The 26,343-nt window shown below is 67.5% G+C and carries 29 protein-coding genes; 21 read left to right on the top strand and 8 right to left on the bottom strand.

Annotated elements, in window-relative coordinates; all coding sequences use genetic code 11:
- Window positions 1–68: 68 nt before the first annotated feature.
- The 6 genes from flgA to hydE form a co-directional block, all read right to left on the bottom strand.
- A complete protein-coding gene (gene flgA / locus QZ294_RS06325; RefSeq protein ID WP_297048083.1) occupies window positions 69–1,358 on the bottom strand; it encodes a flagellar basal body P-ring formation chaperone FlgA in 1,290 nt (429 codons plus the stop codon).
- 28 nt (window positions 1,359–1,386) lie between these two features.
- A complete protein-coding gene (flgG, locus tag QZ294_RS06320) occupies window positions 1,387–2,172 on the bottom strand; it encodes a flagellar basal-body rod protein FlgG (RefSeq protein WP_297048081.1) in 786 nt (261 codons plus the stop codon).
- 61 nt (window positions 2,173–2,233) lie between these two features.
- Complete coding sequence (locus QZ294_RS06315) at window positions 2,234–3,028, bottom strand: flagellar hook-basal body protein (protein ID WP_297048079.1); 795 nt, start codon at window positions 3,026–3,028, stop codon at window positions 2,234–2,236.
- Window positions 3,029–3,277: 249 nt separating this feature from the next.
- The gene (gene gap, locus QZ294_RS06310; RefSeq protein ID WP_297048077.1) at window positions 3,278–4,279 is read right to left on the bottom strand and encodes a type I glyceraldehyde-3-phosphate dehydrogenase; all 1,002 of its coding nucleotides are present in this window, start codon (window positions 4,277–4,279) and stop codon (window positions 3,278–3,280) included.
- Between the two features lie 27 nt (window positions 4,280–4,306).
- Complete coding sequence (fba, locus tag QZ294_RS06305; RefSeq protein ID WP_297048076.1) at window positions 4,307–5,233, bottom strand: class II fructose-1,6-bisphosphate aldolase; 927 nt, start codon at window positions 5,231–5,233, stop codon at window positions 4,307–4,309.
- Window positions 5,234–5,375: 142 nt separating this feature from the next.
- The gene (gene hydE, locus QZ294_RS06300) at window positions 5,376–6,332 is read right to left on the bottom strand and encodes a [FeFe] hydrogenase H-cluster radical SAM maturase HydE (RefSeq protein ID WP_297048074.1); all 957 of its coding nucleotides are present in this window, start codon (window positions 6,330–6,332) and stop codon (window positions 5,376–5,378) included.
- 243 nt (window positions 6,333–6,575) lie between these two features.
- On the opposite strand from hydE, the gene QZ294_RS06295 reads away from it, so the two are divergent.
- The 12 genes from QZ294_RS06295 (at window position 6,576) to QZ294_RS06240 (ending at window position 17,944) form a co-directional block, all read left to right on the top strand.
- Entirely contained in the window at window positions 6,576–7,361 is a 786-nt protein-coding gene (locus QZ294_RS06295) for a DUF4198 domain-containing protein (RefSeq protein ID WP_297048072.1), read from the top strand.
- A 13-nt stretch (window positions 7,362–7,374) separates the two neighbouring features.
- Window positions 7,375–8,010, top strand: a complete 636-nt coding sequence (cbiM, locus tag QZ294_RS06290; protein WP_297048070.1) for a cobalt transporter CbiM — start codon at window positions 7,375–7,377, stop codon at window positions 8,008–8,010.
- A 3-nt stretch (window positions 8,011–8,013) separates the two neighbouring features.
- On the top strand, window positions 8,014–8,688 hold the full coding sequence (locus tag QZ294_RS06285; protein ID WP_297048068.1) for a cobalamin biosynthesis protein CbiL: 675 nt from the start codon (window positions 8,014–8,016) through the stop codon (window positions 8,686–8,688).
- A gap of 54 nt (window positions 8,689–8,742) precedes the next feature.
- Window positions 8,743–9,498 carry a cobalt ECF transporter T component CbiQ gene (gene cbiQ / locus QZ294_RS06280; RefSeq protein WP_297048066.1) on the top strand — a complete coding sequence of 252 codons (756 nt, stop codon included), beginning with the start codon at window positions 8,743–8,745 and terminating at the stop codon, window positions 9,496–9,498.
- The gene (locus tag QZ294_RS06275; RefSeq protein WP_297048063.1) at window positions 9,491–10,306 is read left to right on the top strand and encodes an energy-coupling factor ABC transporter ATP-binding protein; all 816 of its coding nucleotides are present in this window, start codon (window positions 9,491–9,493) and stop codon (window positions 10,304–10,306) included. Before cbiQ ends, QZ294_RS06275 begins: the two co-directional genes overlap by 8 nt.
- Entirely contained in the window at window positions 10,257–11,432 is a 1,176-nt protein-coding gene (locus QZ294_RS06270) for an RluA family pseudouridine synthase (protein ID WP_297048061.1), read from the top strand. The genes QZ294_RS06275 and QZ294_RS06270 overlap by 50 nt, the downstream gene beginning before the upstream one ends.
- Window positions 11,433–11,469: 37 nt before the next feature.
- A complete protein-coding gene (der, locus tag QZ294_RS06265; protein WP_297048060.1) occupies window positions 11,470–12,855 on the top strand; it encodes a ribosome biogenesis GTPase Der in 1,386 nt (461 codons plus the stop codon).
- Between the two features lie 194 nt (window positions 12,856–13,049).
- Window positions 13,050–14,177 carry a branched-chain amino acid ABC transporter substrate-binding protein gene (locus QZ294_RS06260; RefSeq protein ID WP_297048058.1) on the top strand — a complete coding sequence of 376 codons (1,128 nt, stop codon included), beginning with the start codon at window positions 13,050–13,052 and terminating at the stop codon, window positions 14,175–14,177.
- Window positions 14,178–14,309: 132 nt separating this feature from the next.
- Window positions 14,310–15,218, top strand: coding sequence for a branched-chain amino acid ABC transporter permease LivH (locus QZ294_RS06255; RefSeq protein WP_297048056.1), 909 nt, complete (start codon window positions 14,310–14,312; stop codon window positions 15,216–15,218).
- 2 nt (window positions 15,219–15,220) lie between these two features.
- Window positions 15,221–16,465: a branched-chain amino acid ABC transporter permease gene (locus tag QZ294_RS06250; protein WP_297048054.1), complete on the top strand. Its 1,245-nt coding sequence runs from the start codon at window positions 15,221–15,223 to the stop codon at window positions 16,463–16,465.
- Window positions 16,462–17,247 carry an ABC transporter ATP-binding protein gene (locus QZ294_RS06245; protein WP_297048053.1) on the top strand — a complete coding sequence of 262 codons (786 nt, stop codon included), beginning with the start codon at window positions 16,462–16,464 and terminating at the stop codon, window positions 17,245–17,247. Before QZ294_RS06250 ends, QZ294_RS06245 begins: the two co-directional genes overlap by 4 nt.
- The gene (locus QZ294_RS06240) at window positions 17,240–17,944 is read left to right on the top strand and encodes an ABC transporter ATP-binding protein (RefSeq protein ID WP_297048051.1); all 705 of its coding nucleotides are present in this window, start codon (window positions 17,240–17,242) and stop codon (window positions 17,942–17,944) included. The genes QZ294_RS06245 and QZ294_RS06240 overlap by 8 nt, the downstream gene beginning before the upstream one ends.
- Window positions 17,945–18,130: 186 nt before the next feature.
- On the opposite strand, the gene QZ294_RS06235 is transcribed toward QZ294_RS06240, so the two are convergent.
- A complete protein-coding gene (locus tag QZ294_RS06235; protein WP_297048049.1) occupies window positions 18,131–18,712 on the bottom strand; it encodes a DJ-1/PfpI family protein in 582 nt (193 codons plus the stop codon).
- A 144-nt stretch (window positions 18,713–18,856) separates the two neighbouring features.
- On the opposite strand from QZ294_RS06235, the gene QZ294_RS06230 reads away from it, so the two are divergent.
- From QZ294_RS06230 to recJ, 7 genes are all read left to right on the top strand, one after another.
- Window positions 18,857–19,105 carry a zinc ribbon domain-containing protein gene (locus tag QZ294_RS06230; protein ID WP_297048047.1) on the top strand — a complete coding sequence of 83 codons (249 nt, stop codon included), beginning with the start codon at window positions 18,857–18,859 and terminating at the stop codon, window positions 19,103–19,105.
- A gap of 90 nt (window positions 19,106–19,195) precedes the next feature.
- A complete protein-coding gene (locus QZ294_RS06225) occupies window positions 19,196–20,077 on the top strand; it encodes a YicC/YloC family endoribonuclease (protein ID WP_297048044.1) in 882 nt (293 codons plus the stop codon).
- Between the two features lie 4 nt (window positions 20,078–20,081).
- Complete coding sequence (locus tag QZ294_RS06220) at window positions 20,082–20,333, top strand: DUF370 domain-containing protein (RefSeq protein WP_297048043.1); 252 nt, start codon at window positions 20,082–20,084, stop codon at window positions 20,331–20,333.
- Complete coding sequence (gene gmk, locus QZ294_RS06215) at window positions 20,333–20,941, top strand: guanylate kinase (RefSeq protein WP_297048041.1); 609 nt, start codon at window positions 20,333–20,335, stop codon at window positions 20,939–20,941. The genes QZ294_RS06220 and gmk overlap by 1 nt, the downstream gene beginning before the upstream one ends.
- A gap of 14 nt (window positions 20,942–20,955) precedes the next feature.
- The gene (gene pyrF, locus QZ294_RS06210) at window positions 20,956–21,678 is read left to right on the top strand and encodes an orotidine-5'-phosphate decarboxylase (protein WP_297048040.1); all 723 of its coding nucleotides are present in this window, start codon (window positions 20,956–20,958) and stop codon (window positions 21,676–21,678) included.
- A 54-nt stretch (window positions 21,679–21,732) separates the two neighbouring features.
- On the top strand, window positions 21,733–22,629 hold the full coding sequence (locus tag QZ294_RS06205; RefSeq protein ID WP_297048038.1) for a tetratricopeptide repeat protein: 897 nt from the start codon (window positions 21,733–21,735) through the stop codon (window positions 22,627–22,629).
- Complete coding sequence (recJ, locus tag QZ294_RS06200; RefSeq protein WP_297048036.1) at window positions 22,626–24,437, top strand: single-stranded-DNA-specific exonuclease RecJ; 1,812 nt, start codon at window positions 22,626–22,628, stop codon at window positions 24,435–24,437. The genes QZ294_RS06205 and recJ overlap by 4 nt, the downstream gene beginning before the upstream one ends.
- Before the next feature lie 190 nt (window positions 24,438–24,627).
- Here the strand turns inward: recJ and QZ294_RS06195 are convergent, their stop codons facing one another.
- Window positions 24,628–25,344 (bottom strand): tetratricopeptide repeat protein, encoded by a 717-nt coding sequence (locus QZ294_RS06195; protein ID WP_297048034.1) that lies wholly within the window; start codon window positions 25,342–25,344, stop codon window positions 24,628–24,630.
- A gap of 151 nt (window positions 25,345–25,495) precedes the next feature.
- Here QZ294_RS06195 and QZ294_RS06190 point away from each other — a divergent pair, with 151 nt between their 5' ends.
- Together QZ294_RS06190 and QZ294_RS06185 are read left to right on the top strand one after the other, a co-directional pair.
- Entirely contained in the window at window positions 25,496–25,948 is a 453-nt protein-coding gene (locus tag QZ294_RS06190; RefSeq protein ID WP_297048032.1) for a Fur family transcriptional regulator, read from the top strand.
- Window positions 25,941–26,129 (top strand): rubredoxin, encoded by a 189-nt coding sequence (locus QZ294_RS06185; RefSeq protein WP_297048030.1) that lies wholly within the window; start codon window positions 25,941–25,943, stop codon window positions 26,127–26,129. Before QZ294_RS06190 ends, QZ294_RS06185 begins: the two co-directional genes overlap by 8 nt.
- Window positions 26,130–26,343: the final 214 nt, after the last annotated feature.

Genomic DNA, 26,343 nt, shown 5'->3' with positions numbered 1-26,343 from the left:
GATCCCCCTCCTCACGGCGCGCTCGGGCGCCTGGCGGCGGCAGCCGCAATTCCCGCGTCATGCGCGGCTCAACGGATCTCCACCGTGCTGCCGTCCCTGACGGTGGCGTAGACCTGTTTCTTCGTTTGCAAATTCCGCACCGGAATTGTCGCTCCGGGTTCGCCGTCGGCCAGGGCCTCGGCCTGAATGCTCATTTTCAGATTTCCCTTTTCGTAGCGCAGGGTCAGGATATTGCCGCGCCGCACCATGAGGCGGCTGGCAAGGTCGCTTTGCAGGATAGGCTCGCCCGTGCCGAGCGAACGGATGACCTGCCACGGCCCGCCCTGGCCGTCCCAGGGCACATCCTTGAGCTGGGAGGCGTTGACGCGCAGAAAGGTCACGCCCTCCGGCGAGAGCGTCTCGCCCTTGGAGAGCGGCCGCCCGGCCGCGGGCACCGTGACCCAGAGCGTGAGGTTGGCCGTGCCCGCCACGCGGCGCAGGGTGGTTCCGTCCGCCTCCTGCACGGCAAAGCGCAGGGGCACCCGCCCGGGGGAGAGCCTGCCCGGCTCCAGCTGGATGCGCTGGCCGCTGTGCGCGAGAAAAATGTATTCCGGCAGGCGAAAATCCGTCAGCTCCGCCTCGCCCGGCATGGCCGCCAGTTGCGGCGTCAGGCTTTTGACAACATAGGCGCGCAGGTCGTCCTCGCGGAAGACAAGGCCGCCGCGCTGGATGACCAGCGACGTGGGCAGGATGCAGCGGCCCGCGTATTCCTGCCCAAGCGCCTGGCGCAGGGCCTGCGAAAGCCTGGACCGGTTGATCTGGAGCGGCTTGCCTTCTTCCGGGGGAGCGGCCCAGAGTTCGCGCTCGCACAGCTTGTTCCAGAGCGCGGCGTCCATCTGCCCGAGCGGGGTGACGATCTCGCCGAGGCGCACCATGTCCCCCCTGGTGACGGCGGCCGAAGCCACCTTGAGCCGCCAGTCGCTCTCGCCCAGCATGGGGAGCCGGTCGCCCGGCGCGGGGGCGGCCGGGAGCGGCGTCGCCCCGGTGGCGACGAGATTGCGCGCCTTGGCCTGGCGCCCGGCCTGCGCCTCTTCGGGCAGGGGCAGCCTGCCCGCGCGCACCTGCGGCGGCCGCAACTGGTTCTTGACCTGCGGCGGCGAACGGCGGTGGTTGCGGTCGCTGTCCTGCCAGACGGCCTGGGGCACGCCGCCCTGGGCGGCCGCCAGCGCCTCGGCGGGCGCCAGCGCCCACATCTGGAACAGGAGGGCCAGCACCGCCCACGCCGCGAGCAGCCGCGCCAACACATCGTCGGCCGTGCAACCGGGCCGCACGCCCGGCGCGGAAAGCGGCAGCGCGATACTTTCCTGGCCCGTGCGCATGATATCTCCCCCTATCCCCGTGTTTCGTCTAGCTGCGCTTGAGCTGGACGGCGATGCCGAGCATGGAGTCCGAAGTCTGGATGGACTTGGAATTGACCTCATAGGCGCGCTGGCCCACGATCATGTTCACCATTTCGTCCACCACCTCCACATTGGACATTTCCAGAAAGCCCTGGGCAAGCGTGCCCACATTGTCCGTGCCGGGCACGCCTTCCTGCTCGTCGCCCGAGGCTTCGGTGGGGGTGTAGAGGTTGCGGCCGCGGGCATCCAGACCGGCGGGGTTGATGAAGGTATAGAGCGGGATGTCCGCCCCGGCGATCTCCTGTCCCTCGCTGTCCAGCGCCGCGATGTGGCCGTTGGCGGAAATGGAGATGTTCTTCGTTTCCGGCGGCACGGCGAACTCCGGCTGGAGGATGTAGCCGTTGGCCGTGACCACGGTACCGTCCTGGTTGAGTTTGAACGAACCCGCGCGCGTGTACATGAGGTCGCCGTTGACATCCACCTGGAAAAAGCCGTCGCCCTCGATTGCCACATCCAGGGCGTTGCCCGTGTTCTGGAAATCGCCCTGGGTGAAGAACTTGTGCACGGCCGTGGGGCGCACGCCCATGCCCACCTGGATGCCCACCGGGAGCATGTTGTCGCCCTCGGTGATGGAGCCGGCGATCTTCATGGTCTGGTACATGAGGTCCTCGAACTCGGCGCGGCTCTTCTTGAACCCCGTGGTGTTGACGTTGGCGAGGTTGTTGGAAATGACGTCGATGTTGAGCTGCTGGGCCACCATGCCCGTGGCTCCGGTGTACAGGGAACGCATCATGGGAACTTCTCCTTCTCCCGGCTTGCGGCGACTTCCTCGCGGCTACTTTTGCAGGCAGTCGCTAGCCGACACGCCTGCCGACCTTGTCATTGGCGGCGCGGTCCAGGGTATCCGCGGTCTGCATCACTTTCTGGTAGGCCTCGAACTGGCGGTTCACCTCGATCATGTTCACCATTTCCGAAACCACTTCCACATTGGCCTTTTCCGTAAAGCCCTGCTCCAGCCGCGCGCCCCCGGCGTAGGCGTCGCCCTCGGCCACGTCCACGTTCTCGCGCGGGCGGTAGAGGTTGTAGCCCTGTTTTTCCAGATTCTGCGGATTGTCCACATTGAAGAGCGCAATCTGGTTGACCACGGCGCCGTCCGCCGAGACCTGGCCGTCACCGGCAATGACGATGTTCCGCGTGCCCGGCGGAATGACGATATTGCCGCCGACCCCCTGGAGCGGATAGCCGTTGGGCGTCATGACCGTGCCGTCGCTGGAGAGCACGAAGTGCCCGCTGCGCGTGAGATAGTCGCCATTGGGCGTTGTCACGCGGAAAAAGGCGTTCTCCCCGTTGATGCACACATCCAGCGGATTGCCCGTGAACTCCATGGAGCCTTGCGAAAAGTCGATCTTCGAAACCGCGATGCGCGGGCGCGCCATGTTCTTCGGCTCCGGAAACAGCGGCTTGGAGCGCAGGTGCATGAGCGGCTCGCGGATCTCGTCATGGGCGTAGTAGGCCATGGTGTCCTTGAAGGCCAGGGTGTGGCGCTTGTAGCCCGTGGTGTTCACGTTCGCCAAATTATTGGCGATGAAATTCATGCGGTGCTCGGTGGTCAGCGCGCCGAAAAGCCCGCTAAACAGTGCGTCCTGCATACCTTCTCCTTTTGTCTCCGGCCCTGCCGGGACCACTGCCGCCCCCGGCGGCCCGTGACGGGAAACTCCCTTGCCGCCTGATGATGCAAGGAGCGGGCCAACTTTCTCATTTCCGGCCACGCCCCGGCATCACGGCGCGCTGCCGGCGGCGGGGAAAAGGATGCAAAAACAGGGCCGCCGCATCCCGGGGGATGCGGCGGCCCGTGCCATTTTTCCGCCATGGCGCGGCGGTCGCGCTCCGCGCGTCAGCTAGAGGCTTCTGCCCACCATACGCACAAGGCGCAGCAGCTGGTTGGTGAAGCCGGACTCGTTGTCATACCAGATGAGGAGCTTGACCATGGTATCCTGAAGCACCTGGGTGGAGAGCGCGTCCACCACGCCGCCGTAAGTGCTGCCCCGGTAGTCGATGGAGACGAGAGGCTCTTCGGAAAAGCCCATGTTCTCCCGGAGCGCGCCCTGGCTCGCGGCCTTGAGCGCGGCGTTGACCGCCGCCGCGTCGCAGGGTTTCTCCACCTCGCAGGTGAGGTCCACGAGGGAGCAGTCGAAGGTGGGCACGCGCACGGACATGCCGTTGATGCGCCCCGCCAGCTCGGGCATGACCACGCCCACGGCCTTGGCCGCGCCCGTGCTCGACGGCACCATGGAGACGCCCGCCGTGCGGCCGCGCCGCCAGTCCTTGTGCGTGCCGTCCAGGATGCGCTGGCTCATGGTATAGGAATGGATGGTGGTCATGAGTCCGTGCCGGAAGCCGAAGTTCTCGTGGATGACCTTGACCGCGGGCGCCAGACAGTTGGTGGTGCAGGAGGCGGCCGAGAGGATGTGATCCTTCGCGGGGTCATAGACATCCTGATTGACGCCCATGACGATCATGGCGTCCACGCCCTTGCCCGGCGCGGAGATGATCACCTTTTTGGCGCCGCATTCCAGATGCCGGGCCAGGCCCTCCCGGTCCTTGATGGTGCCGGTGCTCTCCACCACCATGTCCACACCGAGGCGCCCCCATTCCCACTGGCCGGCCTGGCAGCGCGTCACCGTGATATGCCGGCCGTTGACGATGATGCCGTTCTCGTCATGCCCCACCTCTCCGGGAAAGACACCGTAGGTGGAGTCGTACTTGAGCAGGTAGGCCAGGGCATCGTTGGCGGCGCGGGCGTTGATGGCCGAGAAACGGATCTCCTCGTCATTGGCGAGCAGGCGGAGAAGGTAGCGGCCGATGCGGCCGAAGCCGTTCATTCCCAGTGTGACGGGCATGGTTGCTCCTTATAGTGGTGGACGTTCTCAAGCCTTGCCGGAAGAACCCATGACATTGCGGATCTTGTGCGCCACCATGGCCTTGACCGCCTCACGCGCGGGCGCGAGGTACGAGCGCGGGTCGAACTGTTCGGGATGCTCGACGAAGAACTGGCGGATGGTGGCCGTGAGCGCCAGGCGGATGTCCGTATCCACGTTGATCTTGCACACGCCCATGCCGGCGGCCTTGCGGAGCATCTCTTCGGGGACGCCCCTGGCGCCGCCCACCTTGCCGCCGTACTTGTTGCACAGTTCCACGAATTCCTGCGGCACGCTGGACGCGCCGTGCAGCACCAGCGGATAGCCGGGCAGCCGGTCGCTGATGGCCTCCAGCCGGGCAAAGTCCAGTTTGGCGTCGCCCTTGAACTTGTAGGCGCCGTGGCTCGTGCCGATGGCAACGGCCAGGGAATCGCAGCCGGTGCGTTCGACGAAGTCCACCGCCTCGTCGGGGTCGGTATAGACATGCTCCGCCGAGGTGACATGCTCCTCAACGCCGGCGAGCTTGCCAAGCTCCGCCTCCACCCACACGCCGCGCGGGTGCGCGTAGTCCACCACCTTTTTGGTGAGGGCGATGTTTTCCTCATAGGGCAGGTGCGAGCCGTCGATCATGACCGAGGTGAAGCCGCCGTCGATGCAGTCGCGGCACATCTCGAAGGACGGCCCGTGGTCAAGATGCACCACCACCGGCACCGAGGGGTCTTCCTGGAGCGCGGCTTCCACGAGCTTCATGATATAGACCTGGCCCGCGTACTTGCGCGCCCCGGCGGACACCTGGAGGATGACCGGCGATTTTTCCTCGGCGGCCGCCCGCATGATGCCCTGGACGATCTCCATGTTGTTGACGTTGAACGCGCCCACGGCATAGTGCCCCGCATAGGCGGCCGCGAACATCTCCTTGGGTCCGAGAAGCGGCATGCTGTCCTCCTTGGCTTCGGGCAGGACCGGGCGCGCGGCCCGGCCGGAATAGGGGTGCCCTGATCATGTCACAGATACGGCAAAAGCGCAAAGGCAAACTTGTTGCCGCGCCTCTGCCGCGGGGCTTTCGCGTTCCCCGGCGTCACCCTTCCCCGTCGGGACCGCGCGTGCGCCCGGACTCCGCGATGGCCCGGTCAACAGCCTCCATGTCAACCGGCGCCTTGCCGTCATAGATGCGGTAGTCTCCCCGGCGCCGCTCCGGGGTGAAACAGGGCATGAGCACATTGGCCCCGGCGCGCAGGCCGGCGGCCTGGCCGCCTCCCGCGCCCAGGCTGGCGAGCGCCGTGGTGGCGGGCAGGTCCGCCCCCGGCAGGGCCAGGCGCAGGACGGACAGGACGCGCAGGTTCAGCGCCGCGCCGCCGCCGGGAGCGCGCGCCAGCGGCGTGTCCGCCTGGGGGATGAAGGGACCGGCGCCGCACATGGTCACGCCCAGTTCCCGCGCCAGCAGGATGTCATCCGCCAGAGAGTCCGGCGTCTGCCCCGGCAGGCCGGTCATGAAGCCCGTTCCGGCCGCATAGCCCAGCCCGGCGAGCACGCGCAGGCAGGCCACGCGTTCCGCCAGCGAATGCCCGGGGTGCAGGCGCGCATAGAGCGCCGGATCGGCGGTCTCGTGCTTGAGCAGATAGCGCGTGGCCCCGGCATCGCGCCAAAGGGCGTAGTCGCGCGCCGGGCGCTCCCCCACGCTCAGGGCCACGGGCACCCGCAGACTGCGGACGATCTCCCGCACCACCTCGGCGAGCCACACGGCATCCGTGGCGCCCTCGCCGGACTGGAGCACGATGCTGTCCGCGCCCGAGGCCACGGCGCGGGCCGCCGCCTCCAGCACCTCCGCCTGGGTGAGGGTATAGCGCGCAAGCTTCCGGTTGGGGGCGCGCAGCCCGCAATACCGGCAGTTGCGCCGGCAGACATTGGAAAACTCCACCAGTCCGCGCACGAAGACGCGCGTCCCCTTGACGCGCAGGAGCGTCTCCCCGGCGCGCCGCCGCACATCCCCGGCATCGGCGTCATAGAGAAGATGAAGGATGTCCGCGCGCTCCATGCCGTCCCCCGCCGTCAGTACGCTCCCTGTGTCCGGTCCCGCGGCGGGCATCGCCCGTTGCCCGGGATGCCGCATGCCCGCGGCGCCCGGAACACCAGCGGAGAGTGGCCCACTTTTCCCCCCAAGTCCAGCGGCGGCGCGCGGGAGACACTGTTGACACATTTTCAAATTTCGTGCTACACACATTCCCGGCACGGCCCCTTCCCCGGGCACAGCTGTCCATACCCAAAAACCGGAGGACCCATGCACACCATCCGCCACACTGTTCTCGTCCTGCTTGCGGGCCTTGGCCTGCTCCTTGCCGGCAGCCCCGCCCAGGCGCATTTCGGCATGCTCATCCCTTCCACGTCCACGGTGACGGAAAAGGCCGCCGCCGACCTTACGCTCGACATCGCCTTTGCCCATCCGCAGGAACGCAGGGGCATGACCATGGAAAAACCCCGCGCCTTCTCCGTATTCCGCGACGGCAAGGCCGAGGATCTTCTGGGCGCGCTCACGGCCGCGAAATTTCTGGACAGCAAGGCATGGCAGGCCAGGTACCGCATCCAGCGTCCGGGCGTCTACCAGTTCGCCGTGGAGCCTGAACCGTACTTTGAACCTGCGGAAAACTGCTATATCATCCATTACGCCAAGACGGTCGTGGCCGCCTTCGGCGAGGAGGAGGGCTGGGCCGAACCTCTGGGCCTCAAGACCGAGATCGTGCCGCTGACCCGGCCTTTCGCCAATTATGCGGGCAATGTCTTCATGGGCCGCGTCCTGCTGGACGGCAAGCCCGTTCCCGGCGCGGAAGTGGAAGTGGAATGCTGGAACCGGGACGGCAGGCATGTGGCGCCCAACGAGTATTTTGTGACCCAGGTGGTGCGCGCGGACGAGAACGGCGTTTTTGTCTATGGCGTGCCCTGGGCCGGCTGGTGGGGCTTTGCGGCCCTGAACAGCGGCGACCGGCGTCCCGGTCCCGAAGGCAAACCCGTGGATGTGGAACTGGGCGCGGTGCTCTGGATGGAATTTGCCGCCCCCAGGACCCGCTGAACCCGGAGGCTCCATGCATATCGCCGAAGGCGTCCTTTCCCCGGCGGTGCTCGGCGCGGGCGCGCTGCTCGGCGCGGCGGGCGTCGCCTGGGGCCTGCGCCGCATGGATGGCGGGCGCATCATGGAAGTTGGCATCCTTTCCGCCGCCTTCTTCGTGGGTTCGCTCATCCATGTGCCCATAGGCGTCACCAGCGCCCATCTGCTGCTCACCGGCCTGCTGGGCGTGCTCCTGGGCTGGGCGGCCGTTCCCGCCATCCTGGCCGCCCTGCTCCTTCAGGGCCTGCTGTTCCAGTACGGCGGCCTGACCACGCTCGGCGTCAACACGTTCACCATGGGCAGCTCCGCCGTGCTCGCCTGGTACGCGTGGCGGGGCATCCGCCGCATCTGGCCCGGACGGACGGGGCAGAAGGTCGCCGCATTCTGCGGCGGAGCGCTTGGCGTGGCTATTGCGGCGCTCCTGACGGCCCTTGCCCTGGCCTTTACCGACGAAGGGTTCCTCACCGCCGCCAAGATCCTGCTGGCGGCGCACCTGCCCGTCATGGCGGCCGAGGGCTTCATCACCATGGTCACGGTGGGCTTCATCGCCCGCGTGCGGCCGGAAATGCTCGCCACGGGAACATCTGCCCCCCGTCCCGGCAAGGAGGAGTGACACATGCCCCGCATCCCGGACTCCCGTTTCCCCGTTCTCCGCACGGCGCTCCTGCCGGTCCTCCTGCTCATGGCCGCACTGCTCGCGCCCGCTGACGCGCGGGCGCACAGGGTCAACATCTTCGCATGGCCCGACGGCGACAGGATCGTGGTGGAATGCGGCTTCAGCCGCTCCTCCCCCGTGCGCAACGGGCTGGTGACGGTCTATGACGCCGCTGACGGCAGGGAACTCCTCCAGGGCCGCACCGACGACCAGGGGCGCTTTGCCTTTGCCGTGCCTGACGCGGTGCGCCAGGGGCACGGACTGCGTATCGCGATCGACGCGGGCGAAGGCCATGCCAATGACTGGATCATGGAGGCTTCCGAAATTTCCGGCACCGCGGCACCGGCCACAGGCTCCGGGCAGGCGGACGCCCGCCCCGCCGCCGCCAGAACCGGCGCAGTTCCGGCACCTCCCGGGACGCATCCCGGGGCGCGGGAACAGCCCGTCACGGCCCCGGAAGTGCGCGCCATCGTGGCCGAGGCGCTGAACACCGGCCTTGCGCCATTGCGGCGGGAGCTGGCCGCGCTTTCCGCCCCCGGACCCGACGTGCGCGACATCGTCGGCGGCCTCGGCTGGATCATGGGCCTTGCGGGCATCGCCTGCTACGCCCTGGCGCGGCGCCGGGAAGGCCGCTGACTGGCGGCGCGCCCATGCGGACGTTCCCGTCTCCCCTCAGGCCACGGTCGCGCCATGTCTGACAGGTCCAGGCCCTCCCCGTTCCAGGGCATCGACCCGCGCGCCCGCCTGGCGTCGGCGGCCCTGCTTTCCGTCTGCGTTGCCATCGCGCAGACGCTTCCCGCCTGCCTTTTCGGCCTGGGGCTGGGCTGCGCCCTGCTCGTGCCGGCGCGGCCGCCGCTCGGCCGGTCCCTGCGCCGCGCGGGCGCGGTCAATCTCTTTGTGCTCTTCCTCTGGTGTGTCGTGCCCTGGACAACGCCGGGCGAAGCCGTCTGGAACGCGGGTCCGCTCACGGCGACGGACGCCGGCCTGCGGCTGGCCCTGCTGGCCGCTCTCAAGGCCAATGCCATTTTCCTCCTGTTCCTCTCCCTCACGGCGGAGATGGATGTTTCCGCCATGGGGCACGCCCTGCGGCGGCTCGGCTGCCCGCAACGCCTTGTCTGGCTCCTGCTGTTCATGGGGCGGTACATCCATGTCCTGGGCGCCGAATGGCAGGCCCTCATCACCGCGGCGCGCCTGCGCTGTTTCCAGCCGCGCAGCGACGCGCATACCTGGCGCACGCTGGCGACCCTGCTCGGCCTTCTGCTCGTGCGCGGGCATGACCGCGCGCGCCGCGTGCATGAGGCGCTGCTCCTGCGCGGGTTCACGGGCGCCTTTCGCCCGCTGGACGATTTCCGCTGGCGGCCGCGGGATACGGCCGTCACCCTGGCGCTTTTCTGCTGCGCCGCGCTCCTCATCTGGCTGGAGTTCCACGGAGGTCCCCATGCCTGAAGCCGCACGCCCCGCTGCCGGCCGTCCCGGAGAGACGCTCCGGGAACCGCCCCTCCTCGACATCCGCGACCTTTCCTTCTCCTATCCTTCCGACAGCGGACAGCGCGCCGCGCTCCGCCATGTCAGCCTTGCGCTTTTTCCGGGCCAGCGGCTCGGCCTCTACGGTCCCAACGGCAGCGGCAAGACGACGCTCTTCCGCTGCATCACCGGCCTTGAGACCGCCGGGACGGGCGAGATCCGCCTGCACGGAACGCCGGTGCGTACGGAAAAGGACTTCCGCGTCCTGCGCCGCGCCGTGGGCTATGTCCTCCAGAATGCCGACGACCAGCTCTTTTTCCCCACTGTGCTTGAAGATGTGGCATTCGGACCGCTCAATCTCGGCCTTGACGCGGAGCAGGCCCGCGCCCGCGCCACGGAAACATTGACCGGTCTGGGCCTTGCGGACTACGGCCGGCGCCTGGCCCACCGGCTTTCCGGCGGCGAAAAGACCCTCGTGGCCCTGGCGACCGTCCTCGCCATGCGGCCGGAGGCGCTGCTCCTCGACGAACCCACCACCGGGCTGGATGCGGACGCGCGCCAACGGATCATCGACGTCCTCAGGGGGCTTCCCACGGCGCGCATCGTCATTTCCCACGACTGGGACTTTCTCGAGCGCGTGACGGACGAGATCTGGGGCATGGACAAAGGCCGCCTCCACACCGGCGTCCCCCTGCGCGCGCACACGCATCGCCATGCCCACCCGCTCGGCGAAGTGCCGCATGCCCATCCCCCGGTGGGGGACACCGCCTCTTCACGGCGACTCTCTTGACGACAGCCGCGCCTTTCGCCACTATGGCGGCATGCCCGAACATGACACGACTGCGGACTCCGGCCCGGCGGGCGATGCGCCCTTTCCCCGGGTGGGCCGGGCGGAAAGCGGCCAAAAACTCCTTCAGTTCCTCCAGCGCAGGCTCAACCTGCCCCCCGCCCTGCTCCACCGCTGGATCCGCACAGGGCAGGCGCGCCTCAACGGGTGCCGCGCCAAACCGTTCGCGCGCGTGGCCCTTGGCGATACCGTGCGCGTCCCCCCCTTTGCCCTGACCCTGGCGGCCCAGGCCGGGGCGCGCGGGCAGGACGGCGCCGCCGCGTCCCCTCCGGGCACGGCCGCCCCGGCGGCCACGGAAGCCGCCGATGCGCCCCCCCTGCCGCCGCTGGTGGGCGTGTTCGGCGATATATGGGCCTTCAACAAGCCCGCGGGGCTGCCCACCCATCCGGGCACGGGCCATGAGGACAGCCTGAGCGCGCGCCTTGCCGCCCACGCGCCCGGCGCCGCCTTTCCTCCCACGCCCGCGCACCGGCTGGACAGGGAGACTTCCGGCATCCTCCTCGTGGCCGCCACCCATGACGCCCTGCGCGAACTTCAGCGACAGTTCCGCGAACGTCTGCCCGCCAAGGAATATGTCGCCTGGGTCGGGGGCCGCTGGCCCTGGCCCGGTCCCCGCCTGTTGCGCGACCATGTCCGCAAGGCGGGCGCGCCCGGCGCCGAGCGCATGCGGCCCTGCGCGCCGGGACCGGACGCGCGCGAGGCGGTGTGCATCGTGCGCCCCCTTGTGACGGGCGCGCGGGCGAGCCTCGTGCAGGTCCGCCTGATCACCGGGCGCACGCACCAGATCCGCGTCCAGCTTGCCGCCCTTGGGCATCCGGTCCTGGGCGACGCCAAGTATGGCCGGGGACGGCGCGACGGGTGCCCGGGGATGCGCCTGCACGCCCTGCGCGTCATCCTGCCTGACGGCCACACCGCGGCCTGCCTGCCGGACTGGCCCGGAGCGCATGCGCTGGCCGTCATGCCCGATCCCCTGCCCGACGATCCGCAGGCGCTCGTTCCGCCCCCCGGCACGGCGCTTTCCCCGTCCTCCGACTCCGCCGCCGGTGCCCCGCCCGGCGCGCCGCACTGAAACCGGCGCTCCCGCCGCCGCACGCCAGAGGCTCACCGTGCCTGATTCCCCTTCCTCCGAAAAGCTTCCCGTGGTGGTCCTGCTCGGCCGCCCCAATGTGGGCAAGTCCACCCTGTTCAACCGGCTCATCAGGAGCAACCGCGCCATCACCCACGACAGGCCCGGCGTCACGCGCGACCGCATGGAAGGCGTGGTGCGCCGCAAGGGGCAGCCCCCCTTCGCCGTGGTGGATACGGGCGGCATCACCCTTGACGCCCATGCGGGCGTTGCCGAAGGACCCGAGGGCATCCGGGGCTTCGAGTCCCACATCCTCGCCCAGGCGGACGCGGCCCTTGCCACGGCCGCCGCCGTGGCCCTGGTGGTGGACGGCCGCGACGGCCTGCTGCCCCTCGACGAACACCTCGCGGCCCATGTGCGGCGCAGGGGCCTGCCCACGCTGTGCGTGGTCAACAAGGTGGACGGCTCCGAACGCGAGGACGAACAGGTGGCGGAATTTCATGCCCTCGGCTTTCCGCTGCTGGCGGTTTCCGCCGAGCACGGGCACAACATGCGCGCCCTGTGCGAAGACCTCGCGGCCCTCGTCACCCCCGAGGGCGCGGAGGCCGCCGCGCCGCCGGAGGCCCCGGCCCTGCGCCTCGCCATGCTGGGCAGGCCCAATGCCGGCAAGTCCTCCCTGGTCAACGCCCTGGCCGGCGAGGACAGGATGATCGTCTCGGACGTGGCGGGTACCACGCGCGACAGCGTGGACGTGCGCTTCGTCCGCGACGGGCGCGACTACGTTTTCGTGGACACGGCGGGCGTGCGCCGGCGCACGCGCATCGAGGACAGCGTGGAAAAGTTTTCCGTGAACGCGGCCATCAAGTCCACCACCAAGGCCGATGTGACGGTCCTGGTGCTGGATGCGGCCGAAGGCGTGAGTCAGCAGGACAAGCGGCTCATCGACATGCTGGACACGCGCCGCACCCCCTTCCTCATCTGCCTCAACAAGTGCGACCTCGTGCCGCGCGGCAAACTGGACGCGGCAAAAAAGCGCGTGGACGAGATCCTCGCCTTCTGCCGGCATGTGCCGGTGCTTCCGGTCTCCGCGCTCACAGGGCGCGGGCTTTCGGCCATCCTGCCCACGGCGGAGGAAATCCACCGCGAATGCGCCCTGCGCGTCCCCACGGGCCAGCTCAACCGGGCCATGGAGGCGGCGCTCACCCGGCACCAGCCACCGGTGGTCCGGCGTTCGCGGGCAAAGTTTTTCTATATGACCCAGGCGGAATCCGAGCCGCCCACCTTCGTCTTTTTCGTCAATGATGCCGAACGCGTCCCCGAAAGCTATGTGCGCTATCTGGAACGCGCCCTGCGCGAGATGTTCGGCATCCGGCACGCGCCCATGCGCATCCACCTGCGCTCGAGCCACAAGAAAAAAGAACGCTGACCGCCGCCGCGCGCGGCCGCCGGGGAATGGCGCATTGACAGGCTTGCGGCAATAGGGCACAACATGACACTTGCCCACGCGAGCCTTGCCTTCCGTGCCGCCGGCAGACCGTCCCCTCGGGGAAGGCGCCCCCGGTCCCGCGGCAGACGCCCGCGTCCCGTGTATCTGCAGCACTCGTTTTCAAGGAGATCCTCATGAAAAAAGGCATGGCTCTGTTCGCAATGGCCTGCATCCTCGCCTGCGGCGTGTCCGCCCACGCGGCCGACAGCATCAAGATCGGCGTTCAGGGCGCCCATTCCGGCGACCTCGCCTCCTACGGCGTCCCGAGCCTGAATGCCGTGAAGATCGTGGCCGATCAGGTCAATGCCAAGGGCGGCGTGCTCGGCCGGCAGGTGGAAGTGATCGCCCAGGACGACCAGTGCAAGCCCGAAATGGCGACCAGCGCCGCCACCAAGCTCATTTCCGACAAGGTGGGCGTGGTCGTTGGTCCCATCTGCTCCGGTCCCACCACGGCCTCCCTGCCGCTCTTCCAGGAGGCGGGACTCATCGCCATTTCGCCCACGGCCACCACGCCGGGCCTGACCGAGAGCGGCAAGAACCCGCTCTTCTTCCGCACCGTTGCCAACGACAACGCCCAGGCCAAGCTCACGAGCGACTTCATGCTCAACAAGCTCAAGGCCAAGAAGATCGCCTACCTGCACGACAACGGCGACTACGGCAAGGGCTTTGCGGACAACAACCGCGTACTCATGGAAAAGGGCGGCGCCGAGACCGTGCTTTTCGAGGCCGTGACCCCCGACGCCGTGGACTTTTCCGCCGTGGTGCGCAAGCTGCGCCGCGCCAAGCCGGACATCGTGGTCTTCGGCGGCTACCAGCCCGTGGCCTCCAAGCTCGTGCAGCAGATGCGCCGCGACCGCCTGAACACGCCCTTCATCGGTCCCGACGGCGTCAAGGACGAGACCTTCCTCAAGATGACCGGCAAGGACAGCGAGGGCGTCTATGCCTCCTACCCCAAGGACACGAGCACGCTCGCGGAATACAAGCACGCCCGCGACGCGCATGTGAAGGCCTACGGCAGCGAGCCGGGCTTCGGCTACTACAATGCCTACGCCGCCGCCGAATGCCTGCTGGACGCCATCGCCAAGACCGGCGGCACGGATACCGCCAAGCTCAAGGAAGCCATGCGCGCCAATGCCGTGGACACGCCGCTCGGCAAGATCCGGTTCAATGAAAAGGGCGACGCCGCGGGCATGGCGCTTTCCATCTATCAGGTCAAGGACGGCAAGTTCGTCGAGCTGGACCACAGCGTGGTCCTCGAATAAGTGCCTACGGCGCCCGGTCCCGGGCCGGGCGCCGTTTTGGGACTTTCCCCGGGAAGGGCGCGCGCCGGGCCGTGCGGAACGGCCCGACGCGCGCCAGGGCAGGGATCACGCCAACGTAACGCGCGGACGCAGATGGACATCCAGTTTTTCATCGAACTCTTTTTCGGTGGCCTGACCAGAGGCAGCATCTACGCGCTCATCGCCCTGGGCTACACGCTCGTTTACGGCATCATCGAGCTTATCAACTTCGCCCATGGCGAAATCTACATGCTCGGCGCGTTCACGGCCCTGCTTGTGGCAGGGGCGCTCGGGGTCTATGGCTTTCCGGCCGGCGGCATCCTGGTGGTGGCGGCCCTTGTGGCCGTGGTCTGGTGCGCCGCCTACGGCTTCACCCTGGAAAAGGTCGCCTACAAGCCCCTGCGCGGCGCCCCGCGCCTTTCGCCGCTCATCTCGGCCATCGGCATGTCCATCTTTCTCCAGAACTATGTGCTGCTCGCCCAGACCTCGGACTTTGTGCCCTTTCCGCGTCTGTTGCCGGAGATGGACTTCCTTGAATACATCGACTACGTCATGGGTCCGAGCGACTTCCTCATCCTGCTGGTGAGCACCCTCGCCATGGTGGCGCTCTCGCTCTTCATCCGCTTCACGCGCATGGGCAAGGCCATGCGGGCCACGGCGCAGAACCGGAAAATGGCCCTTCTGCTCGGCATCAACGCGGACTGGATCATCTCGCTGACCTTCATCATCGGCTCGGCCCTGGCGGCGCTGGGCGGCGTGCTCATTGCCTCGCACATGGGCCAGGTGAATTTCGGCATCGGCTTCATCGCCGGGCTGAAGGCATTCACCGCGGCCGTGCTCGGCGGCATCGGCTCCATCCCCGGGGCCATGGTGGGGGGCCTTGTGCTGGGCCTCGCCGAGAGCTTCACCACCGGGTATTTCTCCGGCAATTACGAGGATATCCTTGCCTTCGGCATCCTCATCCTCATCCTCATCTTCCGCCCGGACGGCATTCTGGGCAAAGCCAAGGTGCAGAAGGTCTAGCCATGCACAAGCTCGGCAAAGCCCTGCTCACGGCCCTCTGGTTCATGGTGCTGACCCTGCCGGTCATGGGCATCAAGCTCAACCTGCTGGAAAATACCGTCCACTGGCGCTTTGACCGCATCCTCGCGCTGGGCGTGGCGATCTTCTTCCTTTCCCTGCTCTGGAACTGGTGTTTCGCCCGCAAGGCGCGCGGCCTGCCCCTGGTCGCCGTGCCCCCGACCCTCGCGGCCGGCGTCCGGGAGCTTGCCGGCAACGCGGCCCTGCGGCGCGGCGGCGCGGCCCTGCTCGTGTGCGGCCTGCTCGTCATGCCGCTGGCCGGCTCCTTCTACCAGACCAACATCATGATTTCGGCCATGCTGTACATCATGCTCGCCCTGGGCCTGAACATCGTCGTCGGGCTTGCCGGGCAGCTGGTGCTGGGCTATGTGGCCTTTTACGCCGTGGGCGCCTATGCCTATGGGCTGCTCAACCAGTTTTTCGGCTGGGGCTTCTGGATGTGCCTGCCCGTGGGGGGCCTGCTGGCGGCGCTTTTCGGCCTGGGCCTCGGCTTTCCCGTGCTGCGCCTGCGCGGGGACTATCTTGCCATCGTCACCCTGGGTTTTGGCGAGATCGTGCGCCTCGGGCTGCTCAACTGGACGAGCCTCACCGGCGGCCCGCGCGGCATCAGCGAGATCCCCCGCCCCGGCCTCTTCGGGCTGGAGATGGGGATCAACGAGTCCACCATCTATATCTACTATCTCGTCCTCGCCGCCGTAGCCATTACCGTGGCGGTCATCTCGCGCCTGAAGAACTCGCGCGTCGGGCTTGCCCTCCAGGCCCTGCGCGAGGATGAGATCGCCTGCGAAGCCATGGGCATCGACATCACGCGCGTCAAGCTCTCGGCGTTTGCGCTCGGTTCGTGCTGGGCCGGGTTCGCGGGGGTCATCTTCGCCGCCAAGACCACCTTCATCAATCCCTCCAGCTTCACCTTCATGGAGTCGGCCATGATCCTCTCCATGGTGGTGCTGGGGGGCATGGGTTCCATCGCGGGCGTCATCATCGCGGCGGTCATCCTCATCCTCGCGCCGGAATACCTGCGCGCCTTTTCCGAATACCGGATGCTCATCTTCGGCGCCATCATGGTCATCATGATGATCTTCCGGCCGCAGGGACTCATCAGCGGCGAACGGCGGCGCTACCGCATCAGCGCGCTTGAAAACGGTGCTGCGAACGCGCCCGCGGGGTCCGCGGACGGAGGCAAGGCATGAAGCCGGTGCTGGAAGTCGAGGATCTTTCCCAGAATTTCGGGGGGCTGCGCGCGCTCAATGACCTGAGCCTGCATGTGGACACTTCGGAGATCGTGGCCCTCATTGGTCCCAACGGCGCGGGCAAGACCACGTTTTTCAACTGTGTCACCGGCATTTACACGCCCACCGAAGGACGCGTCTATCTGTACGACGCCAACGGCGAGCGCCAGCTCCTCAACGGCCGCAAGCCGCACGCCATCACGGCGCTCGGCATGGCGCGCACCTTCCAGAACATCCGGCTGTTCAACCAGATGACCGTGCTGGAAAACGTCATGGTGGGGCGGCACTGCCGCACGCGCGCGGGCATCCTTGGCGCGCTCGGACGCGGCCCGCGCACGCGGCGCGAGGAGCAGGAGAGCATCGACCTGAGCTATGCCCTGCTGGAGAGCGTCAATCTGCAGGACCTCTGGAACGAGACCGCGCACAACCTCGCGTATGGCGCGCAACGCCGGCTGGAGATCGCCCGCGCCCTCGCCACGGAACCGCGCATGCTCCTGCTGGACGAGCCTGCCGCGGGCATGAACCCGCAGGAAACGCGCGAGCTGGAAACGCTGGTGCGCGGCATCCGGGCCTCGCGCGAGATCTCCATCCTGCTCATCGAGCATGACATGAGCATGGTCATGTCGCTCTCGGACCGCATCTACGTCATGGAATACGGCTCCTGCATCGCGCAGGGCACGCCGGAGGAAGTGCGGGGCGATCCGCGCGTCATCAAGGCGTATCTGGGAGAAAGCGATGCTTGAACTGCGCGGTGTGGATACCTATTACGGCAATATCCAGGCCCTGCGGGACATCTCGCTCCATGTGGACGACGGCGAGATCGTCACGCTCATCGGCGCCAACGGCGCGGGCAAATCCACCACGCTGATGACCATCTGCGGCATCCTGCGCCCCCGGCGCGGGGAGATCTTCTGGAACGGCAGGCCCATCCACGAACTTGCGCCGCATGAAATCGTCATGCTCGGCATTTCCCAGGTGCCCGAGGGGCGTCTCATCTTTCCCGATATGAGCGTCCAGGAAAATCTGGACCTCGGCGCCTTTTTGCGCCGGGACGTCCAGGGCGTGCGCCAGGACATGGACTATGTGTTCGAGCTTTTTCCCATCCTGGCCGAACGCCGCCGCCAGGCGGGGGGCACGCTCTCCGGCGGCGAGCAGCAGATGCTCGCCATCAGCCGCGCCCTCATGGCCCGGCCCTCCCTTCTCCTTCTGGATGAGCCTTCGCTCGGGCTTGCGCCCATCATCATCCAGCAGATCTTCGCCATCATCCACAAGGTGAACGCCAACGGCACCACGGTCTTTCTTGTGGAGCAGAACGCCAACCAGGCCCTGCGTATCGCGCACCGCGGCTATGTCATGGAAAACGGCCGCATCTCCATGGAGGGGCTGGCGGAAGACCTGCTGCAAAGCCCGGAAGTCCGCAGCGCCTACCTTGGCATGTAGGGCGGCCGCTCCGCCCCCTGAAGACGCCGGAACGGCCGCGCTGTCGGCTGGCTAGGATCTGGACCTATTTGTGACCGCTGGCTTGGGATGTGACAGCCCCCGCCCGAAGCGGAGCCAAGGGCGGCCAGCGGAAAAACCTCTTTGCCTCGCTGAAAAAATCATAATGGAGTTTAATGAGGCCAGCCCCTAAATGCTGATGCTGCCCCCGAGCAGCCGGATGAACGCCGCCATCCACGCCGGATGCGCGGGCCACGCGGGCGCCGTCACCAGCATGCCGTCCACCACGGCGTTGCTGCACGCCGCGTCCGGGTCGGCCCAGGTGGCGCCCGCGTCCACCACATCGGGCTTCACCGCCGGATAGGCCGTGCAGGTGCAGCCTTTGAGCACGCCCGCGGCCACGAGGATCTGCGGGCCGTGGCAGATGGCGGCGATGGGCTTTTTGGCGGCGTGGAACTCCCGCACGATGTCGAGCACGCGCGCATTGAGGCGCAGGTATTCCGGCGCGCGGCCGCCGGGAATGACCAGGCCCGCGTAGTCCTTCACATCCACGGCGTCAAAGTCGTGATTGATGGCGAAATTATGGCCCCGTTTCTCGCTGTAGGTCTGGTCGCCCTCGAAGTCATGGACAGCGGTCTTGACCGTTTCGCCCGCCTTCTTGCCCGGGCAGACGGAATGCACTTCATAGCCCGCCATCTGGAGCATCTGGAAGGGGACCATGGCTTCGTAATCTTCCACAAAGTCGCCGGCCAGCAAAAGGATCCTTTTCATGGCGTTTCCCCGTATGGCGCAGGCCGCCGGGTCCTCCCGGCGGGTTGGGATGAAAAACGATTTCCTTTTCCCGTGTATTTCAGTATATCCGCAGTGGACGCCTCTTCGCAAGCGTGCGAAGGGCACGAAAAAGAGAGATGCCCCATGCCCATGTTCGAATTCCGCTGTCGCGCCTGTGGCGAAATCTTTGAGGAACTGCTTTCGCGGGAGGACACGTCCGCGCCGGCCTGTCCGCACTGCGCCTCCGGGGAAACGGAGCGCTGCATCAGCGCGCCAAGCCCCCTCAAGACCGGGGCGTTCCCCTTCAAGCCCGGGCCGGTGCGTCCGCTCGGCACAGGTGGCCCCTCCTGTGGCGCGGGCGGTTGCGGCACTTCGGGATGCGGCGGCGCATAGGGCCGGCCGCCTTGCATTCCGGCCTGCCCTGAAGTAAGATTTTTCCTCACGTCAACGCCGCCGCACGGCAAACACAGTGGACAGGTACGCATGCTTCGCAGCATGACAGGCTTTGGCCGCTGTCTGGTGGAAAACGCCGACAGCATCCAGCAATGGGAAGTCAAGAGCGTCAACGGGCGCCATCTGGATCTCAAATGGCGCCTGCCGCCCGCCATCCGCTGCCTGGAGCCTGCGCTGGAAAAAGTGGTGCGCCGCCATGCCGCGCGCGGCCGGGTGGACATCAGCCTTTCCCTCCAGCGGGCCTCGGGGTCCGTGGCCGGCTCCGGATTTGACGCCGCCCTTGCCGCCGCCATGCTGGACAGCCTTGCCGAACTTGCCCGCGCGCGGGGGGAGCGCTTCACGCCCGAGTACGCCGCCCTGCTGTCTGTCCCGGCGCTCTGGGGCGAAAACGGCAGCGCGCCGGACGAGGCCCTGATCCATCAGCTTGAGGCGGGGCTTGGCCTCGCGCTGGAAGACTGGAACCAGTCCCGCGCCACGGAGGGCGCGGCCCTGGCGACGGACCTCGAGGACCGTGTCCGGCGCATGGAGGCATGGACGAGGGAGCTTGCGACGCACGCGCCGGCCATCAGGAAAGAACGCGCGGAGGCGCTGCGCGCCCGCATCGGCGAACTCCTCGCGCCCGAGGGCCTCGGGCTGGAGGAACCCCGCTTTCTCCAGGAAGTGGCTATCCTCGCGGACAGGCTGGATGTCAGCGAAGAGCTGACGCGCCTCGGCGCCCACCTTGAACGCCTGCGCCAGCTCCTGCGCGGCGGGGGCGATGCCGGGCGGCGCCTGGATTTCACGCTGCAGGAGTGCTTCCGCGAGATCAATACCTGCGGCAACAAGATCCCGGACATCAGGCTCTCGCGCCTCGTGGTGGACTTCAAGAACGAGCTGGAAAAGTGCCGCGAGCAGGTACAGAACCTGGAATAGAACGATGCCTGGCGAACGACTCATCAATATCGGCTTCGGCAACTACGTCCTTGCGGCGCGCGTGGTGGGCATCGCCAACCCCGCGTCCTCGCCCATGCGCCGTCTGCGGGAGGACGCCCGCGCCGCCGGCCGTCTGGTGGACGCCACCCAGGGGCGCAAAACGCGCTCCATCCTGGTGACGGATTCCAACCATGTCATCCTTTCCTCCATCCAGCCGGAAACCATCAGCCAGCGGTTCGCCCAGGAGGATGCCTGATGCGCCAGGGCATTGCGCTCGTGCTCAGCGCCCCGTCCGGCGCGGGCAAGACGACCCTCATCCGGCGGCTGCGCGCCGAGTTTCCCGGGTTCGGCTATTCCGTCAGCTGCACCACCAGGGCACCGCGCGCGGGCGAGGTGGACGGCAGGGACTATATCTTCCTCAGCCGCGAAGCCTTCGGACAGCGCCGCGCCCGCGGAGAATTCGCCGAATGGGCGGAAGTGCACGGCAACCTCTACGGCACCCCCCTGGCGCCCGTGCGCGAGATGCTCGCCAACGGGCGTGACGCCCTGTTTGACATCGATGTCCAGGGTGCGGCCCAGCTCAGGCTGAATCTGGACGCGGCCACCTTCATCTTCATCCTGCCGCCGAGCATGGCGGAACTGGAGCGGCGCCTGCGCCTGCGCGGACAGGATGACGATGCCGCCATCGAGCGGCGTCTCGCCAATGCCCGGCGCGAACTGCGCGAGGCCGCGTGGTATGACGCCCTGGTGGTCAATGACGATCTTGACGCGGCCTATGACCGCCTGCGGGCGGCCTATGTGGCCGCGACCCTGGCCCCGGCCCGCAACGCGCACCTTGTGGGCGGGCTTCTCGCCACCTCATGACGCGGCGGAACGGCATGCCCCAGCTTATTGTCGCCCTTGATGTCCCTGATCGGGAAAAGGCCCTCGGCATGGCCCGCGAGCTGCGCGGGGTCCTCGACTGGTGCAAGGTCGGCATGGAGCTGTTTACCCTCGGGGGTCCGCTGCTGGTGGAGCGGCTCAAAGAGCAGGGCTTCCATGTCTTTCTGGACCTCAAGTTTTATGACATCCCCCACACCGTGGCCCGCGCCGTGGCCGCGGCCGCGTCCATCGGCGTGGACCTGCTCACGCTCCACTGCCAGGGGGGCGAACGCATGTGCCGCGCGGCGCTGGAAGCGCGGGACGCGGCGGCGCGCGCGTCCTCCGCGCCACGCCTGTTCGGCGTCACCGTGCTGACGAGCTTCGGCCCGGGGGAGATGCCCGGCGTCACGGCAAACCCCGGCGTCTTCGCGCATGAACTGGCCTCGGCCGCAGCGGCCTGGGGGCTGGACGGCGTCGTCTGCTCCGGGCATGAAGTCCGCGCCATCAAGGCTTCGGCTCCGGCCCTGCGCTGCCTGTGCCCGGGCATCCGCCCCGGCGGGACGGATGCCGGCGATCAGCGCCGCACCATGACCCCGGCGGAAGCCGTGCGCGCGGGCGCCGAGTATCTTGTGGTCGGCCGCCCCATCCTTCAGGCCGATGCGCCAGCACGCGCGGCGGCGGCCATCCTGGAAGAAATGAAGGCCGCGCCTCTCCCCCCCTCCCCGGCGGGGACGAGATAGCGAGAGAAACGAGCGCGCCGCCCCCGGCCCGGCGCACAGCCCGAGAGGAAGATCATGCCCGACTCACCTTCGTCCGCGTTGAAGCCGTCCGGCACGGCCGGTCCCGCACAGGACAGGACCGATGTCCGCGGGGTCTTTTCCACGCAGGAGATCCGCAAGGTCGGCACGGGAACCACCACACGCAAGACCGTGCAGAAAACCTTCTGGTTTGTGGAGCAGCACGGGGACAGCATCGAGTGCCAGCCGCTCAATTCCAACTATGTGCCGAGCGGTCCCAAGCGCAAGATCACCATGGACGAACTCATCGCCAAGTTCTCCCCGGAACCGGAATTCTACCAGATGTCCGTCTACCCCAAGATGCGCGAGATCGAGCAGTCTGTGGACAAGGGAGACAGCCACCGGGAAAAGGGGGAGACCTTCGCCGCGGAATATGAATATACCCGCGCCCTCAAGGTCGATGAAAGCAATGTGCGCGCCAACTTCGGCATCGGACTCACCTATATGGAACGGGGCGAGCTTGACAAGGCGCAGAACATCTTCGACCGCCTCGTCAAGCTGGACGGCGCCTTTGAGGCCGAGCACAAGCACCTGTTCAACGAATTCGGCATCAACCTCCGCAAGCACAAGATGCTGGAGCAGTCGGTGGAATACTACCGGCGCGCCCTCCAGCTCACCGCCAATGACGAAAACCTGCACATGAACCTGGCGCGCGCCCTGCTGGAGACCAAGGACATCGACGGCTGCCTGGAACAGCTGTTCGCGGCGCTGGAGCTTTCGCCGCGCCACGAGATCTCGCTCAAGTTCCTGGCGTGGCTGTTGCAGAAGTCCATGGTCCCGGCGGAAAAGATGGACAGGGTCCGCGAGCTGCTGAGCGCCGCCAGCCATGGCGCCGCGCCGCATCCTGCCCCGGCGGCCGGGACGGCTCCCGAGGGGGCCGGACAGCCGCAATGAGCCACTGGCGCCTGCGTACGGCCCCGGACAGCGCGCACGAAGAAAAGGGCACAGAGTCCGGCCAGGCGCTGCCCTCCCGGCCCCCGGCGCACTGGGCGGACGAACTCTCCATCTCCCCCCTGCTGCTTGAGATCCTGTGGCGGCGGGGCTTTACCGATCGTGACGCCATCGACGCCTTCCTTTCCGCGCGTCTGGACGCCCTCACCCCCCCCGAGCGCTGGCCGCAACTGCCCCGGGCCGCCGCGCTTCTTGCCGAAGAACTGCTCGCCGGCAAACGTCTCGCCGTGTGGGGCGACTATGATGTGGATGGCGTCACCGCCACGGCCCTCGTGCTGGATGTGCTCGCCGCGCACGGCCTTGAGGCGGCCCACCATCTGCCCGACAGACAGACCGAGGGCTACGGCCTGAACGTCCCCGGCGTCGAGGCGCTGGCGCGGGCGGGCTGCGACATCCTGCTCACGGTGGATTGCGGCATCGCCGATACCGAAGCCCTGCAACGGGCGCGGGCGCTCGGCATGACCGTCATCGTCACCGACCACCACATGCCCCCGGAATGCCTGCCGCCGGCGCACGCCATCTGCGATCCGCGCACGGGTGACCCGGCTCTCTGGCCCTGCGGACACCTTGCGGGCGTTGGTGTCGCCTTTTACCTCATGGCCGCCGTCAATGCCGCGCTGGCCCCCGCAACGGGAAAGCGGTTCCGCATGGGCGACGTGCTGGACCTCGTGGCCCTGGGCACGCTTGCGGATGTCATGCGCCTGACCGGCGAGAACCGCATCCTTGTGCGCGGCGGTCTGGAACGCATCGGGCGCGGCACGCGGCCGGGCATTGCGGCGCTCAAGGCCGTGAGCGGACACGACCCGGCGGCCGCGCTCACCGCCGGGCAGGTGGTCTTTCGCCTGGCGCCGCGCATCAATGCCGCCGGGCGCATGGGCAGCGCTGAAGTGGCGCTCGCCCTGCTCCGCGAGCGGGATCACGCGAAAGCGGCCGGGCTTGCGGCGCAACTGGATGCCTGCAACCAGGAACGCAAGGAAGAGGAGGAACGCGTCCACGCCGCCGCCCGCCAGCAGGCGGCGGAACTGCTGGCCCGGCGGCCGTATGCGGGCCTTGTGCTCTGCGGCGGGGACTGGCACCCCGGCATCGTGGGCATCGTGGCATCGCGCATCGTGGAGGAATTTTACCGCCCCGCCATCGTCCTGTGCCGGGAAGAGGGAAGGCTCAAGGGGTCGGGCCGCTCGGTGCGGGAGTTCGACCTGCACGCCGGACTCGCCCGGGTGGCCGACTGCCTTGTGAGCTTCGGCGGCCACAGGCAGGCGGCGGGCGTGCGCCTTGAAGCCGCCCGGCTGGAGGAGTTCCGCGACCGCTTTGACGCCGCCGTGAGGGAAGCGCTGGGACCTGACCCGCTGGAGCCGACCCTGACCCTGGAATGCGAACTGGGCTTCGCCGCTGCCAGCGACCACAGCTTCCTCAAGGAGCTTCAGCTGCTGCAACCCTTCGGGCCGGGAAATGCCGAACCCGTCTTTGCCTCGCCGCCGCTTGTGGTCACGGAACGCTCCTTTCTGGGCCGCAGCCGGGAGCATGTGCGCCTGCGCGTCCGGGACGAGTCCAGCGGCATCACCCTTGCGGCCAAGGCCTGGCGCATGGCCGAGGCATTGCCCCCTTCCCTGGTGGGCAAGACCATCCGCATCGCCTATACCCCCCGCATCGATACCTATAACGGCATCGCCTCGGTGGACCTCGGCATCAGGGACTGGAAGCTGTGCCGGGACGCGCCCGCCCGGCCCATCGACCGTCCGGCAAAAGCCTGATCGATGCGCCGCCTCCAGCATTTGCCGGAGTTTTCCGCCCTCGTTCGGCGCGGGCGTCCGCTCCCGCTGCCGTCAGAGCGGTTCAGAGAATTTCATTACCAAACCGCTCTCAGGCCAGATACACGCAAAACCGCCCGGGACAACGGTCCCGGGCGGTTTTGCCATGTGATCTGCAACTTTCCGCGCCGGCCTACTGCGCGTTGCCGCCCTGCGGCGACGCCGTCTCCGCCGGCGGCATGGTGTATTCCGTCACCCTGTTGAAGATGCTTCCCTCGCGCGTCAGGCCCTGCGCCGCGGCCTTGGCATACCAGGCCTGCGCCTGGGCCGGGTCGGCGGTGACGCCAAAGCCGTATTCATAGCAGGCGCCCACAAAACGCTCGGCCTGGGCATAGCCCTGCCGGGCCGAAAGTTCCGCCCAGCGGAAGCTCTCCTTCTCATTCTTGGGCGCGCCGTACAGGCCCTGACTGTAATTGAGCGCCAGGTTGAACTGGGCTTCCGCATTGCCGGATTCCGCCGCTCTTGTCATGAGGTTCATCACCTGACGCGGGTCCTTGGGCACGCCCGCCCCCACCTGGTAGCAGTAGGCGAGCAGTACCTGGGCCTCGCTGTCATTCTGCTCCGCCGCCAGTTGGAACCACTGCGCGGCCACGCCCAGATCCTGCTGCACGCCAAGGCCGTTCTCGTAGCAGCGGCCAAGCATGACCTGCGCGCGGGCATTGCCGTCCCCGGCAAGCGGTTCGATGAGGCGCAGGGTCTTCTTGTAGTTGCCGATATTGTACGCCGTCCATGCCTCTTGAAGGATCCTGTCCTCCGCGCCCGAGGCCGCCTGCGCCGCAGGCACGGCAAGCGTCGTCGCCCCCGCCAGTACAACAGCGGCGCACAGCGCCGTGAGGAAATGCCGTTTCATGAGTCTCCCCTTTCCTGCTGAGTCCGTGGCCGCGCCATGCGCGCGACGAAACCAGCCTACCCCCGGCACGTCCGCTTGGCAAGGCGCCTGCGCGGGGCGGCTTGACAGAAAACGCCGCCTTCGCGCATAGTTTCAGGATAGAGGAGACGGCATGCCTGAAGCGCGAACTCGAATGACACGGCAGCGCGCCGAGATTCTCGCTGAACTCCGCAAGGCGAGGAACCACCCTACCGCGGAAGAGATCCACGCGCGCGTGCGCCGCAGCCTGCCCAGGATCAGTCTGGGGACGGTCTATCGCAATCTGGAGCTGCTCGCCCAGAGCGGCGAGATCCTGCGCCTCGAGGGCGGGAACGGCGGCCGCCGTTTCGATGGCGACATATCGCCCCATCTGCATGTCCGCTGCCGGCGCTGCGGCCGCATCGCCGATGTTTCCGGCGCGGCCTTCACGCCGGCGCTGGACGGGCTGAAGGCGGAGGGTTTTGCCATCCTGCGGGCGCACATCGAACTCGAAGGCGTGTGCGCCCGATGCGCGGCGGACGCGCCGGATTCGTTGACCGAAACACTGCCGGCCGGTACGCCCGGCCAGGAGACCTCCCATGAGTGAAGCACAGGAAATGTGGCGCTGCCAGATGGTGAACTGCGGCTATGTCTATGACCCCGCGCGGGGCGACCGCCGCCACAAGATCCCGGCCGGGACCCGCTTTGAGGATCTGCCCGACGACTGGCGCTGCCCGGTCTGCGGCGCGGGGAAAAAGAGCTTCCGCCGCGTGAGCGACGAAAGTTAGGGTCTGGACTCATTAAAGTACGTTATGTTTTTTTCAGCGAGGAAAAGAGGTTTTTCCGCTGGCCGCCCGAAGCGGAGCGAAGGGCGGGGGCTGTCGCCGCAAGGATCCGAAAAAATAAGATTTTTTTGCGCTGGCAAGGAAGTGGACGATTTTTGGAGGGAGTGTACTCACGTACATGACCGACAAAAATCGTCCAGTGACGCGACCGAAGGCG

The organism is uncultured Desulfovibrio sp., from assembly GCF_910584445.1.
GTDB lineage: Bacteria > Desulfobacterota > Desulfovibrionia > Desulfovibrionales > Desulfovibrionaceae > Desulfovibrio.
Note: the sequence above shows the minus strand (reverse complement) of the source record. Positions and strands in the feature narration are given on the sequence as shown.

Coding starts and splice junctions, on each gene's coding strand:
- flgA (WP_297048083.1), bottom strand. CDS start 1,358: ATGCGCACGGGCCAGGAAAGTATCGCGCTGCCGCTTTCCGCGCCGGGC.
- flgG (WP_297048081.1), bottom strand. CDS start 2,172: ATGATGCGTTCCCTGTACACCGGAGCCACGGGCATGGTGGCCCAGCAG.
- QZ294_RS06315 (WP_297048079.1), bottom strand. CDS start 3,028: ATGCAGGACGCACTGTTTAGCGGGCTTTTCGGCGCGCTGACCACCGAG.
- gap (WP_297048077.1), bottom strand. CDS start 4,279: ATGCCCGTCACACTGGGAATGAACGGCTTCGGCCGCATCGGCCGCTAC.
- fba (WP_297048076.1), bottom strand. CDS start 5,233: ATGCCGCTTCTCGGACCCAAGGAGATGTTCGCGGCCGCCTATGCGGGG.
- hydE (WP_297048074.1), bottom strand. CDS start 6,332: ATGGAGCGCGCGGACATCCTTCATCTTCTCTATGACGCCGATGCCGGG.
- QZ294_RS06295 (WP_297048072.1), top strand. CDS start 6,576: ATGCACACCATCCGCCACACTGTTCTCGTCCTGCTTGCGGGCCTTGGC.
- cbiM (WP_297048070.1), top strand. CDS start 7,375: ATGCATATCGCCGAAGGCGTCCTTTCCCCGGCGGTGCTCGGCGCGGGC.
- QZ294_RS06285 (WP_297048068.1), top strand. CDS start 8,014: ATGCCCCGCATCCCGGACTCCCGTTTCCCCGTTCTCCGCACGGCGCTC.
- cbiQ (WP_297048066.1), top strand. CDS start 8,743: ATGTCTGACAGGTCCAGGCCCTCCCCGTTCCAGGGCATCGACCCGCGC.
- QZ294_RS06275 (WP_297048063.1), top strand. CDS start 9,491: ATGCCTGAAGCCGCACGCCCCGCTGCCGGCCGTCCCGGAGAGACGCTC.
- QZ294_RS06270 (WP_297048061.1), top strand. CDS start 10,257: ATGCCCATCCCCCGGTGGGGGACACCGCCTCTTCACGGCGACTCTCTT.
- QZ294_RS06260 (WP_297048058.1), top strand. CDS start 13,050: ATGAAAAAAGGCATGGCTCTGTTCGCAATGGCCTGCATCCTCGCCTGC.
- QZ294_RS06255 (WP_297048056.1), top strand. CDS start 14,310: ATGGACATCCAGTTTTTCATCGAACTCTTTTTCGGTGGCCTGACCAGA.
- QZ294_RS06250 (WP_297048054.1), top strand. CDS start 15,221: ATGCACAAGCTCGGCAAAGCCCTGCTCACGGCCCTCTGGTTCATGGTG.
- QZ294_RS06245 (WP_297048053.1), top strand. CDS start 16,462: ATGAAGCCGGTGCTGGAAGTCGAGGATCTTTCCCAGAATTTCGGGGGG.
- QZ294_RS06240 (WP_297048051.1), top strand. CDS start 17,240: ATGCTTGAACTGCGCGGTGTGGATACCTATTACGGCAATATCCAGGCC.
- QZ294_RS06235 (WP_297048049.1), bottom strand. CDS start 18,712: ATGAAAAGGATCCTTTTGCTGGCCGGCGACTTTGTGGAAGATTACGAA.
- QZ294_RS06230 (WP_297048047.1), top strand. CDS start 18,857: ATGCCCATGTTCGAATTCCGCTGTCGCGCCTGTGGCGAAATCTTTGAG.
- QZ294_RS06225 (WP_297048044.1), top strand. CDS start 19,196: ATGCTTCGCAGCATGACAGGCTTTGGCCGCTGTCTGGTGGAAAACGCC.
- QZ294_RS06220 (WP_297048043.1), top strand. CDS start 20,082: ATGCCTGGCGAACGACTCATCAATATCGGCTTCGGCAACTACGTCCTT.
- gmk (WP_297048041.1), top strand. CDS start 20,333: ATGCGCCAGGGCATTGCGCTCGTGCTCAGCGCCCCGTCCGGCGCGGGC.
- pyrF (WP_297048040.1), top strand. CDS start 20,956: ATGCCCCAGCTTATTGTCGCCCTTGATGTCCCTGATCGGGAAAAGGCC.
- QZ294_RS06205 (WP_297048038.1), top strand. CDS start 21,733: ATGCCCGACTCACCTTCGTCCGCGTTGAAGCCGTCCGGCACGGCCGGT.
- recJ (WP_297048036.1), top strand. CDS start 22,626: ATGAGCCACTGGCGCCTGCGTACGGCCCCGGACAGCGCGCACGAAGAA.
- QZ294_RS06195 (WP_297048034.1), bottom strand. CDS start 25,344: ATGAAACGGCATTTCCTCACGGCGCTGTGCGCCGCTGTTGTACTGGCG.
- QZ294_RS06190 (WP_297048032.1), top strand. CDS start 25,496: ATGCCTGAAGCGCGAACTCGAATGACACGGCAGCGCGCCGAGATTCTC.
- QZ294_RS06185 (WP_297048030.1), top strand. CDS start 25,941: ATGAGTGAAGCACAGGAAATGTGGCGCTGCCAGATGGTGAACTGCGGC.